At 61.1% G+C, this 12,976-nt stretch carries 13 protein-coding genes and 1 tRNA gene; 11 read left to right on the top strand and 3 right to left on the bottom strand.

Translation table 11 applies throughout. The annotated features are described in order from the left end of the window. Nucleotides 1–53 precede the first annotated feature (53 nt). Complete coding sequence (locus DH08_RS09435) at nt 54–2,228, bottom strand: GumC family protein (protein ID WP_192179041.1); 2,175 nt, start codon at nt 2,226–2,228, stop codon at nt 54–56. A gap of 270 nt (nt 2,229–2,498) precedes the next feature. Between DH08_RS09435 and DH08_RS09440 the strand changes: the two genes are divergently transcribed. The 7 genes from DH08_RS09440 to DH08_RS09470 all read left to right on the top strand — a co-directional run bounded on the left by DH08_RS09440 (nt 2,499) and on the right by DH08_RS09470 (nt 9,285). Continuing rightward, the gene (locus DH08_RS09440) at nt 2,499–3,062 is read left to right on the top strand and encodes a polysaccharide biosynthesis/export family protein (protein WP_192179042.1); all 564 of its coding nucleotides are present in this window, start codon (nt 2,499–2,501) and stop codon (nt 3,060–3,062) included. Between the two features lie 8 nt (nt 3,063–3,070). After that, the gene (locus DH08_RS09445; RefSeq protein ID WP_192179043.1) at nt 3,071–4,201 is read left to right on the top strand and encodes a glycosyltransferase; all 1,131 of its coding nucleotides are present in this window, start codon (nt 3,071–3,073) and stop codon (nt 4,199–4,201) included. 108 nt (nt 4,202–4,309) lie between these two features. Beyond that, a complete protein-coding gene (locus tag DH08_RS09450; RefSeq protein WP_192179044.1) occupies nt 4,310–5,845 on the top strand; it encodes an undecaprenyl-phosphate glucose phosphotransferase in 1,536 nt (511 codons plus the stop codon). Then, nucleotides 5,842–7,113 (top strand): O-antigen ligase family protein, encoded by a 1,272-nt coding sequence (locus tag DH08_RS09455; protein ID WP_192179045.1) that lies wholly within the window; start codon nt 5,842–5,844, stop codon nt 7,111–7,113. The genes DH08_RS09450 and DH08_RS09455 overlap by 4 nt, the downstream gene beginning before the upstream one ends. A 54-nt stretch (nt 7,114–7,167) precedes the next feature. After that, a tRNA-Pro gene (locus tag DH08_RS09460) sits at nt 7,168–7,244 on the top strand. Nucleotides 7,245–7,693: 449 nt separating this feature from the next. Continuing rightward, nucleotides 7,694–8,623 carry an AAA family ATPase gene (locus DH08_RS36835; protein ID WP_192179046.1) on the top strand — a complete coding sequence of 310 codons (930 nt, stop codon included), beginning with the start codon at nt 7,694–7,696 and terminating at the stop codon, nt 8,621–8,623. Beyond that, nucleotides 8,572–9,285, top strand: coding sequence for an AAA family ATPase (locus tag DH08_RS09470; RefSeq protein ID WP_282595029.1), 714 nt, complete (start codon nt 8,572–8,574; stop codon nt 9,283–9,285). Before DH08_RS36835 ends, DH08_RS09470 begins: the two co-directional genes overlap by 52 nt. A gap of 266 nt (nt 9,286–9,551) precedes the next feature. Here DH08_RS09470 and DH08_RS35790 read toward each other — a convergent pair whose 3' ends face one another. Continuing rightward, nucleotides 9,552–9,764 (bottom strand): hypothetical protein, encoded by a 213-nt coding sequence (locus DH08_RS35790; protein ID WP_210328583.1) that lies wholly within the window; start codon nt 9,762–9,764, stop codon nt 9,552–9,554. 483 nt (nt 9,765–10,247) lie between these two features. Next, complete coding sequence (locus DH08_RS09475) at nt 10,248–10,406, bottom strand: hypothetical protein (protein ID WP_192179047.1); 159 nt, start codon at nt 10,404–10,406, stop codon at nt 10,248–10,250. A 116-nt stretch (nt 10,407–10,522) separates the two neighbouring features. On the opposite strand from DH08_RS09475, the gene DH08_RS09480 reads away from it, so the two are divergent. The 4 genes from DH08_RS09480 (at nt 10,523) to DH08_RS09495 (ending at nt 12,296) form a co-directional block, all read left to right on the top strand. Further along, nucleotides 10,523–10,702: a hypothetical protein gene (locus DH08_RS09480; protein WP_192179048.1), complete on the top strand. Its 180-nt coding sequence runs from the start codon at nt 10,523–10,525 to the stop codon at nt 10,700–10,702. Between the two features lie 197 nt (nt 10,703–10,899). Further along, complete coding sequence (locus DH08_RS09485) at nt 10,900–11,181, top strand: hypothetical protein (protein WP_192179049.1); 282 nt, start codon at nt 10,900–10,902, stop codon at nt 11,179–11,181. A 160-nt stretch (nt 11,182–11,341) separates the two neighbouring features. After that, nucleotides 11,342–11,647 carry a hypothetical protein gene (locus tag DH08_RS09490; RefSeq protein WP_192179050.1) on the top strand — a complete coding sequence of 102 codons (306 nt, stop codon included), beginning with the start codon at nt 11,342–11,344 and terminating at the stop codon, nt 11,645–11,647. After that, the gene (locus DH08_RS09495) at nt 11,637–12,296 is read left to right on the top strand and encodes a LamG-like jellyroll fold domain-containing protein (RefSeq protein ID WP_192179051.1); all 660 of its coding nucleotides are present in this window, start codon (nt 11,637–11,639) and stop codon (nt 12,294–12,296) included. The genes DH08_RS09490 and DH08_RS09495 overlap by 11 nt, the downstream gene beginning before the upstream one ends. Nucleotides 12,297–12,976: the final 680 nt, after the last annotated feature.

Below are 12,976 nucleotides of genomic sequence, written 5' to 3' on the forward strand. Positions count from 1 at the left end.
CAGATTCTGTAGCGGCGAAAATCCTGCACCGTTGCGCGGACTGATTCCGCCACTCAAGCCGCCGAACGCCGTCCAGGCAGTGGCGTTCCCGGCGTCTCGTGGCCGATCGGTGTCACCAGCGTCAGTTCGGGATAGCCGTTCTCGATCAGCTTGACCGCCGCCTGTGTCACCTCGTCGTCGGCCTCGAGCATCGAGAGGAAGACCTCGGTGGCCTCGCCAACCAGCCTGCCAATGCCTTGCGCGTCGGCCGGGCCGCATTCGACCACGACGAGGTCGTAGGCGGTGGTCAGCGACTGCATGATGATCGGCAGCCGATCGGCGGCACGCATGGCGCGGGCCGGATCGGCGGTACCGACGGGAATGACATGGCAGTCGGAGTAGAGATCGGCGTGGATGACGTCGCTGAACTGCGCTTCCGAGGCGAGCAGGTCGGTGATCCCCGGGAAAAGCCCGCTGTCCAGCATCGGCCGCGAGGCAGCACCTGACGCGGTGAGATCGAGCAGCAGCACGCGCAGGCCGGCGTCGGAAACCTCGCGCGCCACCAGCACCGCCGAGGCGGCCGCCTCGTCGCCTTCCGGCGACACGAATATGGCGCGCGCCGCACCCGATGCGATCAATTTTTCCGCGGCCCTGTCGACGTCGACCTCGCCAAGCGTCGAGCGGGCCGGTTCGGACTCTTGCGCCGGCGCATCCGCTGCCGTCACGACGTCCGATTCCGCCTGCGGTTGTTCGGCCGGAGGCACCTCAGGCGCAATCGCCTCGGCAACCACAGGCTCCTGCCGGGCGACCGGCATCGACACCTGTTCGATTCGCCCGAATTGGGCGCCGGTGGCCGGGCGCATGGCGCGGCCCGAAAACAGTTCGCCCAGCAGCATGGCGATCGCCATCAGCAGCAGCGAACCGGCGAAGGCAGCGCCGACGATCGGCACGACCTTCGGGAAGTAGGGTTCCGACGGCACGACGGCGCGGGAAAAGACACGGGCGTCGACGGGCAGGTAGTTGCGGTCGTTGCGCGAGGAGGCCTCGCGGTAGCGGGTCATATAGGATTCAAGCAGTTGGCGCTGGGCGTTCGCGTCGCGCTGCAGCGCGTCCAGTTCGACCTGCTGCTCGCCGGCGCGGGCCGATGCCGCCTTCATCGTGTTGACGTCGGCGACGAGCTGGTTTTCGCGCGCCTGCGCCGTCTGCGCCTGCGTCATCAGCCCCTTCATGATCTTTTCCGCTTCGTTGCGGATCTGCCCGTCCATATCCGCAAGCTGCGACTTCAGCGCCCGGATGCGCGGATGGTTGCCGAGCAAGGTGGTGGAGAGGTCGGCGATGTTGGTCCTGAGCTCGACCTGCCGCTCGCGCAGACGCTGGATCAGATCCGACGACAGTACTTCCGGCACGGCATCGAGCGAGCCGCCATTCTGCAGCGCCTTGCGCACGCCGTCGGCGGTCGCCTCGGCGGCAGCGCGGTTGGCGCGCACTTTCGACAGTTCACTCGACAGTTCGGAAAGCTGCTGGGTGGGCAGGACCGAATTGTTCCCGCCCATCAAAAGGTCGGACTGGGCACGGAAGTCGGCAACCTTGGCCTCGGCATCCTTGACGCGCTTCGACAGGTCGGCGATTTCGGGCGCCAGCCAGTCGGTCGCGGCAGCGTTCGATTCCTGCTTGGCGTTGCCCTGGACGGATATGTAGGTGTCGGCGATGGCGTTCGGGATATCGGCGGCCAGCCTGGGATCCTCCGACGAGAACTCGATGACGATAACGCGTGATTTTTCAACGCTGTAGACGTTGAGCTTCTCGCGCATCTTCTTCAGCACGCGCTCTTCCGGCGGGATCTCGTTGGGATCGCTTTTCAGGCCGACGATGACGAGCAGCCGGCCGAGCGCCGACATGTTGGCCGCTTCGTCGAACTCGGGCAGCCGCGACAGGTTCAGCTTGGAGGCCACTTGCTTGAGGATGTCGGTCGAGGAAATGACCTCGACCTGGCTGGCGACGCCCTCCTCGTCCAGAATCGGCTTGTCGTTGTCGGCGGTGCCGTCAGGCCTGGTGAAGACCGATTCGCGCGTTTCGATCAGCAGCTTCGTCTGCGCCTTGAAGTGCGGCGTGGCGAGCGAGGCGAATGCGAACGCCAAGCCGGTGACGGCAAGGGCTACGACAAGGATGCGCAGCCAGTGCCTCGCCAGGCTGGCGAAGAGCTGCCTGAGATCGACATCGACATCTGCGGCCGCGGACTGGACGGACATGCATTTCTGCTCCGGTACTTGAGTCCGCCGCACCGTAAACAACTATGGTAACTCAGCCGTTAAGACCGCAGTAAGCATCCGTTAGGGTTTACTGCGCGGCCGCAAACAGAGGCTGTAAAACCATATAAATGAGTGTGGGTTTTGCCATTTGCCGCCGCTTTGGGTTGCAGCCCTTTACCGGCCATTAACCCTAACAGGATGATAACGGGTCCGTTCCCTGAGGTTGCCGCAGCACCTGGCGGCCAGAGCGATGAAGGTTCGTATCCGGTCATGAAAAGCACTGCTTCCCTCTTTCGTGCTCTGCTTGCCGTATCGATGCTTGCCGGCTGCTCCAGCTACCGGCCAACGCCGGCAGCCTTCCATGAAGTGCTCGACCAGCCCTACCGACTTGGCGCCGGCGACCGCGTCCGCGTCACCGTGTTCGAGCAGGACGGATTGACCAACACCTACAGCGTCGACCAGTCCGGCTACCTCTCCTTCCCGCTGGTCGGCTCGGTACCGGCGCGCGGCCATACAGCCCATCAGCTTGAGAAGGAAATCGCCGACAAACTGCGGCAAGGTTACCTGCGCGACCCCGACGTATCGGTCGAGATCGACCGCTACCGGCCGATCTTCGTCATGGGCGAAGTGGGCGCCGCGGGCCAATATTCCTATGTGCCGGGCCTCACCGTGCAGAAGGCCATCGCCATTGCCGGCGGCTTCACGCCGCGCGCCAACCAGGAGAGCGTCGACATCACCCGCGACATCAACGGCAAGGTGATGACCGGTCGGGTGGTCACCTCGGACCCGCTGCTGCCCGGCGACACCGTCTACGTCCGCGAACGCCTGTTCTGACAATCAACGTGGCGGACCGACTCAGGATCGTCCATTGCTTTCGCTCACCCGTCGGAGGGATATTCCGGCATGTGCGCGACCTGACCGAGGCACAGCTCGCCGCCGGTCATTCCGTCGGTATTGTTTGCGATTCGACCACCGGCGGCGAATTCGAGGAACAACTGTTCGGGCAGATGAAGGACAGCCTGGCGCTCGGCATCCATCGCACGCCGATGCAGCGCCATGTCGGACCGGGCGATCTCGCCTCGGCCTGGCGCACCTACAGGATCATCAAGGAATTGCGGCCGGACGTGCTGCACGGGCACGGCGCCAAGGGAGGCGCCTATGCCCGTCTGTTCGGCTCATTGTTGCGGGTTTCAAGGTCTCGCGTAGCCCGCCTTTATTCGCCGCATGGCGGCTCCCTCCACTATGACGAAACGACGGCCACCGGGAAGCTGTTCTTCGCCCTCGAACGTTTCATGGGCCGCTTCACCGACTGCCTGCTGTTCGTTTCGGACTATGAGAGGAAGACCTACCGCAGGAAGGTCGGCGAACCGCCGATCCCGAACGCGCTGGTCTATAACGGCCTGCGCGCTGCCGAGTTCGAGATGGTGCCGACCGCGCCGGGAGCGGCCGACCTGCTCTACATCGGCATGATGCGCGACCTCAAGGGTCCCGACATCTTCATCGATGCGCTGGCGCTGGCCGGCGCCACGCTTGGCCGTCGCTTGAGCGCCGTGATGGTCGGCGACGGCGACGACCTGCCGCGCTACCATGCGCAGGTCAAGCGTCTTGGGCTCGACGGCCATGTCCGCTTCCTGCCGCCCATGCCGGCCAGGGATGCCTTTGCGCTGGCGGACCTGATCGTCGTGCCTTCGCGTGCCGAGGCGATGCCCTACATCGTCCTGGAGACGCTGGCCGCCGGCAAGCCGATGATCGCCACCGCCGTCGGCGGCATACCTGAAATCTTCGGCGAAACTTCCCCTGCCCTGATCCGCCCCAACCCGAACCAGCTCGGTGACAAGCTGAGCGAGGCGCTGGCCGACCCCGGCGCCTACAGAAACCTGATGCCGTCGACCACCGACCTGAAGGCGCGCTTCGGCGCCGACGTCATGGCCGCCGAGATCGAGAAGGCCTATTTCGCCGCGCTGCGGCGGTAGAGCCTGTTGCACCAGGTCAAACCGTAGACCGCTTCAAAGCCACCCGTTGTTTCAAGGGTTTCTTAGCTCTCTTTTGCTATTCACCTGAGGGAAGCTGCGGACAATCCCATGAACGAAATTGATCCCGCGCGCCGCTTTTCCCTGGATGCGGTGCGCAATTTCGACGGTCCGGCCGCGAGCGATACGGCTGGCGGCATGAATGAGGTCGCGCGCCAGGTCGCCTCGCAGTATCGACGCGATACGATGTCGCCGATCATGGTCAGTGGCGTGCTGCGCATGGTCGAATTCGCGCTGCTGTTCCTGTCGGGCCTCTGCCTCTATTTCCACTATGTCGGCTTCTTCAACTATCTCCCCTGGCAGTACCCGCTGGCGATCGCCTCGGCCTCGTTCCTCGCGGTGGTGCTGCTCGACGTCTCCGACAGCTACCAGATATCGGCACTGATGCGGCCGATTGCCAATTTCGGCCGCATATTGCTGGTCTGGGCCGGCGCCTTCGCGCTGATGGCGCTGACCGCCTTCGCCATGAAGATGTCGGAGGATTACTCGCGCCTGCTGTTCGGCACCTGGTTCGTCGTCGGCTTCCTGCTGCTGTTCGGCCTGAGGCTGGTGATGTCGAAGCTGATCCGGCGCTGGGCGCGCGACGGACGCATGGAACGCCGCGCCGTCATAGTCGGTGGCGGCAAGGCAGCCGAGGTGCTGATCCGCTCGGTCGAGAAGCAGCCCTACAACGACATCCGCATCTGCGGCATCTTCGACGACCGCGGCGACAAGCGTTCGCCGCCCATCGTTGCCGGCTACCCCAAGCTCGGCACGATTTCCGAGCTGATCGAGTTCGCCCGAATCGCCCGCATCGACATGCTGATCGTGTCGCTGCCGCTGACCGCCGAATCGCGCGTGCTGCAGCTGTTGAAGAAGCTGTGGGTGCTGCCGGTGGACATCCGGCTGTCAGCGCATTCGAACGCGCTGCAGTTTCGCCCACGCGCCTATTCCTACATCGGCTCGGTGCCGATGCTCGACATCTTCGACAAACCGATCAACGACTGGGATTCGGTCGCCAAGCGCGCCTTCGACATCATCTTCTCGATCATCGGCATCATCGTCTTCTCGCCGGTGATGCTGGTGACGGCGATCGCCATCAAGCTCGATAGCAAGGGGCCGGTGCTGTTCAAGCAGAAACGGCACGGCTTCAACAACGAGACCATCGAGGTCTACAAGTTCCGTTCGATGTACACCGATCGGTCGGATCCGACGGCCAAGCAGACGGTGACCAAGAACGATCCGCGCGTCACCCGCGTCGGCCGCTTCATCCGCAAGACATCGATCGACGAATTGCCGCAGTTCTTCAACTCGCTGCTCGGCTCGCTGTCGCTGATCGGGCCGCGTCCGCATGCGATTGCCGCCCAGTCGCACAACCTTCTCTATAATGAGGTGGTCGACGGCTATTTCGCCCGCCACAAGGTCAAGCCCGGCGTCACCGGCTGGGCGCAGATCAACGGTTGGCGCGGCGAGATGGACACCAACGAGAAGATCCGCATGCGGACGGAGTACGACCTCTATTACATCGAGAACTGGTCGCTGCTGTTCGACTTGCGGATCCTGTTCCTGACACCGGTGCGCCTGCTCAACACGGAAAACGCCTATTGAGCGCCGTCGCCCATGAGCTGCCGCCGGGCGCGGTCAACGCCAAGCTGATCGCGCTGATTACGTCCAGCGCGGTCTTCTTCGGCATTTTCCTGTCCGGTTTCGTCATCGACGAGCCGGCGCCCTACGATCTCTTCATGGTTGGGCTGATCGCGGTGTGGGCACTGTTCGGCCTGCGCGTCTCGCGCGCGGCAACGCCGCTGCTGGTGCTTCTGGTGACGATGAACATCGGCGGCATGATTGCGATGACGCAGATGTCGGACCTGGCAAGCACGCCGCTCTACCTCGCCGTCTCGATGTTCCTCGCCTTCACCGCGGTGTTCTTCGCCTCGGTGACCGCAGTCCAGCCCAGCCTCTACCGGCTGATCTTCATCGCCTATGTCGTGTCGGCGGTGATCACCTCGCTGCTCGGCATCGCCGGCTATTTTCACGCCTTCCCCGGGGCGGAGATCTTCACCAAATACGACCGCGCCGCCGGCGCCTTCCAGGATCCGAATGTGTTCGGCCCGTTCCTTGTGCTGCCCGGCATCTACCTGCTCTATCTCCTGTTGACGGGATCGATCGCGCGCATGCCGCTGCTGGCCGTGCCGCTGCTGATCATCACCGCCGGCATCTTCTTCTCCTTTTCGCGCGGCGCCTGGGGCATGTTCGCCGTCTCGGCGGTGCTGCTCACCGGCTCGCTGTTCCTGCAAAGCGCCAGCGGCAAGTTCCGGCTGCGGGTCGTGGTCATGACCATCGCGGCAGTCGCGCTGCTGGTCATCGCGATGATCATCATCCTGCAATTGCCGGGCGTGGCGGAGATGTTTTCCAGCCGCGCCCAGCTGGAACAGAGCTACGACACCGCCCGCCTCGGCCGATTCGCCCGCTACACGATCGGTTTCCAGATGGCGCTCGAGCATCCGTTCGGCATCGGCCCGCTGGTCTTCGGCACAATCTTCGGCGAGGACACCCACGACATCTGGCTGAAGATGCTGATGGACTATGGCTGGCTGGGCTTCGTCTCGTTCCTGGCGCTGACCTTGTGGACCATCGCCGCCGGCTTCCGCATCCTACTGCGCGACCGTCCCTGGCAGCCCTACCTGCTTTGCGCCTATGTCGCCTTCATCGGCAATATCGGGCTCGGCACCTTCATCGACATCGACCACTGGCGCCACGTCTATCTGCTGCTCGGCCTGATCTGGGGTGCCATCGCGCTCGAATACCGGCATCAGAAGGAACTGCGGCTGGTGCCGGCACCTGCCGCGGCAGTGCCGTTTTCATCGATACGATAGCCGCCGAATTCGGTTGACCCGCACCGGGTTATCACGATACATCGCGACCCGGTCCGGAGTGTAGCGCAGCCCGGTAGCGCACTTGACTGGGGGTCAAGGGGTCGTCGGTTCGAATCCGGCCACTCCGACCATTAAACTCTTGATATCCCTAGCTCTTATTAAAGGTGCCGTCTGGCGCCTTTTTGCGTTTTCGGAACGAATGGCGTTCAAATCGCCCGTTTCGGAACCCGGAGTCCCGAAAAAGTCCCGAACTGACCGCGCGAATGTTCTGCTTCCGTGCACATCGGCGATTCTGGAATTCGCCTACCAATCACTCCAAAGGAACCCGAAATGCGTATCCTTTCTATCGTGCCCGCCAGCGACCCTGGCGATGGGCGCTTTCCGTGCGTCGCAAAATTCGACGCAGAGATAACAGCAGATATCCGTATGTACGGGCTGCGGCTCTTAAGATCCCCTACTGGCAAACACCTCTCCTACTCGCCGTCATCCGGCGGGAAGAGGTGCGCGACGTTCTCACCGAACCTCGCAGAAGCGATTACGGCTGCAGCAATTGCGGCCTTCCACGGAGGCCGTGCAGCCAATGACGCATCCTAACACCCATGAAATGACACCCTTCGCCCTGCCTTCTGGCTTCGGCGACGAGGCTGAGCCCCTCGTTGATTTCATCGGCGTAGACGAACGCGAACACGCCTTGGACTGCCTGACCGACTATGCCGACATGCTATACGGCGACATCGTTCTGGTGCCATTTGCGAACGGCGAGCCGGATTGGAAGAATATTGCCCGCGATACCATCGAAAAATTTTCGGGTCACTGGTCTGAGATTGAGCCCGAAGACATTCAGCGACTTGGCATTCTGACAGACAGCTTTGCGCGCTTCTTGGCTGACGGTACCAACGATGTCTCGATCGTCACGCTGTGGCGCGGTGGCACTCCGGTGGTGCGCCAAATCGGCGGCAGTCCGTGCGCCACGGCGCTAGACTTGGTCATGGATGCAATCATTGACGACGAACCGCTGAAGGTGCGCGCAACGACGAAGCCAAAGGAGCAACCCAAGAAGGATCCACCTGCGGCCGACAACGACAACCATGAAATCTTTTTGATCAATCCGGCAGACTGGCACGGCAAGCCTGTGCCCCGGCGCGAGTGGTTTATCGAGGATATGATTCCGATGCGCCAGGTCACCATTTTGAACGGTGACGGCGGCGTCGGCAAATCGCTGCTTGCCCTTCAAATTGCAGCGGCAAGTGCTCTGTCGGTCGATACACTAGGGCTCGCGCCGCTCGCCAGGCCGGTGCTCTATCTGGGTGCGGAGGATGGCGCCGACGAGTTCCAACGGCGGCTCGCTGATATTTTGAGCCACCATGGTGCAGCCTTCGATATCTCTTTCGTTTCCGTCTGCTTTCACTGGCCGATCGCGACGCACTCCTTTGCGTTCCGAACAACCGCACAGGGGTTATGGAGCCGACCGCTCTTTGGAAGCGGGTCGCCGTCACCGTTGAGGATCTAAAGCCAGGCCTCGTCGTGCTTGATACCGCGGCCGATCTGTTTGGCGGCGATGAAATCAAACGTGCTCAAGTCCGTCAGTTCATCTCTATGCTGCGAAAGGTGGCGATGGATAGTGATTGCGCGATCATGCTGCTGGCCCATCCCTCCGTTGCCGGCATGCAAACGGGCACAGGTTCGTCAGGCTCAACGGCATGGAACAACTCGGTGCGGTCGCGTCTCTATATGACCCGCCCCGAAGGCAAAGACGACACTGACCCGGATGCTCGTGTGCTTACCACGAAGAAAATCAATTACGGGAAGGTGGGCAACCAGGTTCGGATGCGATGGCAAGACGGCGTCTTCATATTGGACGACGGGAAGCCGACTGCCATCAGTGGCCTACTGAACAGACGTCACGACGAAGCGTTCCGAAGCTTGCTTTCCGCGGTCAATCGAACCGGGCAACGTGTGGCGTCAACCCGGGGCGTCAACTATGCGCCTGCCGTCTTGGCAGCGCGTCCGGATGCAGAAGGCGCCACCAAGAAGCAATTCGAAGCGGCCATGCAGCGGCTGTTGGCTGAGGGCATTGTCAAGGTCGTTTGGGAAGGTCCGCCATCAAAACAGAGGCAGCGTCTCATTGTGTCCGCGGAGGACTTCGGGCCAGACCCCGAGGTGGAAAACTAATGTTCCACCTCGAGTTCCACCCCCCTACCACCCCGTTCCACCCCCTGTTCTTCCACCCCCCTAATACCCCCGGCAGGGTGGAACACCCTGGAAGGGGCTGGAACCCCTTCCGGTTTTCCGCTCCTGCGCAAGTTCGCGCGGGTGGTCTGGTAGACGTCGCTAAAATTTGCTGACTTGGCCCGACCTTCGGGGGGCGGCACGAAAAGTTCGGGCCGCTCAGCGCATGATGCTCGCGAATCAATAAACGAGGGCTGGAAGCAATGCGCTCAAAAACTCAATGTCGATTGGTTGCCGAAATCTACATCGGCATCAACAAGGACTCTCCATTCCGCGTCGGGAAAGCGTGGACGTGCGGCGACGGGAGTCTCACCAACGGCATCATAACTGTGCAGCCAGGCCGCAGGAGCGAAGCCGACCTTTCCCTTGTCTTCAATCTCGCAGAGTTTAGGTGTCTCCACGCTGCGACGTGGTCTGCGCATAAAGATGACACCTTACGCGAACTCCACGAAATCGCGGAAAGGATGCAAGCCGAATATGCTAACGCCCAAAATCACCCTCAACCCTGATGTTCTTGCGACTGTTTACGGCCTCCCCGTTTGTCGCCCATGCGACACACAAGGTGCTGAGGTCACAAAAAGGCGCCCATCTGAATCCTTGACGCTCACGAACCAACCGCCTTTTATAGCCCCGAGAGCGATCGCCGACTGGAAAAATCGTCTCAGAATTCTATATTAGTGTTTACTGGCGCGAACGACGCTAGATAATGCGAAACGACCGGCGCCGCAGTGGCGCTGATGAAGACCGGCCTCGCCGGAACCCGCGCCAAGTGCGCCCTCTCCCAAAGACGCCAATGACAACAGCCCGCTCCATCGCGCTTGGCGACGGCACCGTGCAGGTACGTCGTATCAGTTGGAAAGAATTCTATTCGCTCAGGCCGGATCTGAAGCCCGCCAATGACAACGCTAGGTCGGCTCCTCAAGGTCGTCATAGCCCCGCGGCTGGGGTCGCTTCTCATAGTCGACTGGAGGACGCAGCATGACTTCGGCCTCGGCTCGGCCGAACTCGCGGCCAATCTGGAATGCCGCGTAAAGTGCGCCAAGGCTGATTAGGAAACGAAGCATGATTTGTCCTCCTCTTCCAGAAGAGTAACCCACGCGGCGGGCAGATAGTTCCGGCGGACGGGAACCCGCAATGATCAGTGCCCGTTGCCTCTGATCGATGGGCGAGGAGCGCAGCAATGGCCGCAAAGAAATCGACCGATACGAGCCGGGTAAAGAAGGGTGCAGAACTTGAAGTTGAGCACCTGACGGAGGTGACAGACGTGACGCCCAAACAGGCGCGCGCACTGCTTCGAAAGCACGGCGCGGACTGGCCGAAATTGAAGGACGAGGCGGATGATATGAAGGAAGAGGACTGACGCACCATCATCGTGTGGTGCGTCAGATCAGGTCAGGCTAGCGACCATGGCTCTACCCCAAGAAAAAGCTAGGCGACCTTGATGTCCTTCAGGCGCGACGAGCAACCCGCAGTTCTATTACTATGACGGGCAGACTGACACGCTTGTGACGAGGTCCGCTGCCGGTCTGCCGCAGCGGCTTAGGATCGTTGCTGGGGATGGCACTCAGAGGCAGCTTGAAGATTTCTTGGTGGCTCTGTTTTGAGGCTGGCGGTTTCGACTCCTCTGAGGTCGAAACTATCAACATTGACGACGTTATAGACGGTGCGGTTATCGACGTAACGGCTGGCGTGCGAGACATCGCCAGTTCTGTTTGCGAACCGTATTCGATCGCCATTTTTGAGCGAGCCGGCAAGGTCATCTTCAAGCGCGCCTTCACTGATGGAGACTTCGCCGTTGACGCGACCATTTCATCGGCTGGAGACGTGTCTGATAAATAACTGCCGGCCTGGCATGGCGGCGTGATCCAGTCCGTCTTCTCCTAAAAGGATACCCCACAACATGACAACTTTTGAACGCGCTTCGGCGCGACCGCAAAGTCGTGCTCGATGCCAGGCGACGTCATCGCAAAACCCGATTGCGGTCAAGGAGCAGTAGAAAATGGCACTCAATTTCGCGGACGGCACACGCGCGCTCGAACTTTTGCGGCAATCACATCGGCGAATGACGCCCGAGGCGATCGCCGACCATACGTTGCGGCTGGTGACCGTTATGGAAATCCAAGAGCGCGTCATCAGCGACTTGGTCGATCTCATCGACTCGTTCGATGCCGCACTCGAAGCGAGGTCGCGCGGCGAGGCGCACGAACGGCCGGCTTTCGACAGTTCGCAGTGGCGCTACACGCTGAAAGAAATCTGGCCTGAACTCTATCAGCCAACAAAGGAGGCGAATGGTCATGGCCATTAACTTCGCCGGCGGAACCGACAGGATCAGTTATCAGGCCGGATGGAATGGTTTCACCACAGGCAGCTTCGCCTTCAAGATGAAAACAACCCAGACGACGGCAAATGCCGTTCCCATATCTATATGGAGCAGCGCCTCGCGTACCGGGTTCGGTTTCGTATTGAATAACACACTCAATAAAGTGTTGGTGCAGGGGTATGACATTAGTGCTCCCAGAATCCAACTCTTGAGTTCAACCTCTGTTAATGACGGGAATTGGCACAGTATCGTGTTCAACTGGAACGGGAACAATGGCGGCGCCAATGCCCTCTTTGTTGATGGCGTACAGGAAGCGACTGGCAATTCATCTGCGGCATGGCCTATCGTCAGCACCGCTCCTCTGTATCTTGGCGATAATAATGACAGTTTCTGGCCCAGCTACGTCGGCGATCTGGCCGAAGTAGCCGTCTGGCTTACCAGGCAACTGGACGCGGCGGAGATTGCCGCTCTTGGCAAAGATATCTCGCCGAGCAAAATAGCTCCTGGAGTGCTCAACGGCCTGACGTTCCATGCCCCGCTGGTTCGCTCGCCGAACAATCGGTTTGACCATACAATCGCCGTGACAGGAACGACAGTCACCCCCCATTGTCGCGTCGTTGGCGGAGTGTGGTAGCCGGGAGGGGTCAACGCTTGTAACCAGTCGGCAGAGCGGCAACTGCATCTCGGTAGCGATGTTCCACTGCCGCCGTGTATATTCCTTGGTTGAACAGCCCGTCCCATAGGAAAAAGCAGGCCACCAAGGCGAGCACCGTAAGAACCGGTCGCATCGGAGATCCACTCCCTCTCAAGAGGGAATTAGGCCGGCTGAAGGTTCCCGACGGCGTGTTGGCGCATCCTCAACACCAGCAAGCGCGTAGCTGCGAACGGTGTCATGACAAGGAACGCCATCGTGACGCTGATCATGAACGACAACACACAGAATGCGCTGGGGACGTAACAAACAGCTTCCATAACCTAACCCCTTCAAACCACCGTTTACCCTGGTGGCCTCCTCCGTCCGCTCCTCTAAGCATGATCCCGCTTTGGATTGAATGCAAGCAGTTGCTAAAATATGCCGAGACTCGCATGCGCTTGCCGCCGGCCAACTGGCAGCCCATGCCGGCCGGTAATATAGGCAGGCGGTCGAGCAGGCTTGGTTGCGGTGGCACGCGGCCACAGACGGGCGCCAGGACGCGCGAGGCGCTTCGCCGGGTTGGTAGAGAGAGCGGCCAGCCGAAACGCGCGCTGTAAGCGGTGTTCTTAGGCCACGGCCTTGAGCTCGGGCGCCGTGATGTAGGCCCAAGGCAGCAGGTC

This window comes from Mesorhizobium amorphae (assembly GCF_014843845.1).
Taxonomy (GTDB): Bacteria; Pseudomonadota; Alphaproteobacteria; order Rhizobiales; family Rhizobiaceae; genus Mesorhizobium; species Mesorhizobium amorphae_A.

What these genes read in the sequence shown, in the direction of transcription:
- DH08_RS35790 (WP_210328583.1), bottom strand. Translation starts at nt 9,764, where the DNA reads ATGCGCAGACCACGTCGCAGCGTGGAGACACCTAAACTCTGCGAGATT.
- DH08_RS09435 (WP_192179041.1), bottom strand. Translation starts at nt 2,228, where the DNA reads ATGTCCGTCCAGTCCGCGGCCGCAGATGTCGATGTCGATCTCAGGCAG.
- DH08_RS09475 (WP_192179047.1), bottom strand. Translation starts at nt 10,406, where the DNA reads ATGCTTCGTTTCCTAATCAGCCTTGGCGCACTTTACGCGGCATTCCAG.
- DH08_RS09485 (WP_192179049.1), top strand. Translation starts at nt 10,900, where the DNA reads ATGGCACTCAGAGGCAGCTTGAAGATTTCTTGGTGGCTCTGTTTTGAG.
- DH08_RS09495 (WP_192179051.1), top strand. Translation starts at nt 11,637, where the DNA reads ATGGCCATTAACTTCGCCGGCGGAACCGACAGGATCAGTTATCAGGCC.
- DH08_RS09470 (WP_282595029.1), top strand. Translation starts at nt 8,572, where the DNA reads ATGGAGCCGACCGCTCTTTGGAAGCGGGTCGCCGTCACCGTTGAGGAT.
- DH08_RS09490 (WP_192179050.1), top strand. Translation starts at nt 11,342, where the DNA reads ATGGCACTCAATTTCGCGGACGGCACACGCGCGCTCGAACTTTTGCGG.
- DH08_RS09450 (WP_192179044.1), top strand. Translation starts at nt 4,310, where the DNA reads ATGAACGAAATTGATCCCGCGCGCCGCTTTTCCCTGGATGCGGTGCGC.
- DH08_RS09480 (WP_192179048.1), top strand. Translation starts at nt 10,523, where the DNA reads ATGGCCGCAAAGAAATCGACCGATACGAGCCGGGTAAAGAAGGGTGCA.
- DH08_RS36835 (WP_192179046.1), top strand. Translation starts at nt 7,694, where the DNA reads ATGACGCATCCTAACACCCATGAAATGACACCCTTCGCCCTGCCTTCT.
- DH08_RS09440 (WP_192179042.1), top strand. Translation starts at nt 2,499, where the DNA reads ATGAAAAGCACTGCTTCCCTCTTTCGTGCTCTGCTTGCCGTATCGATG.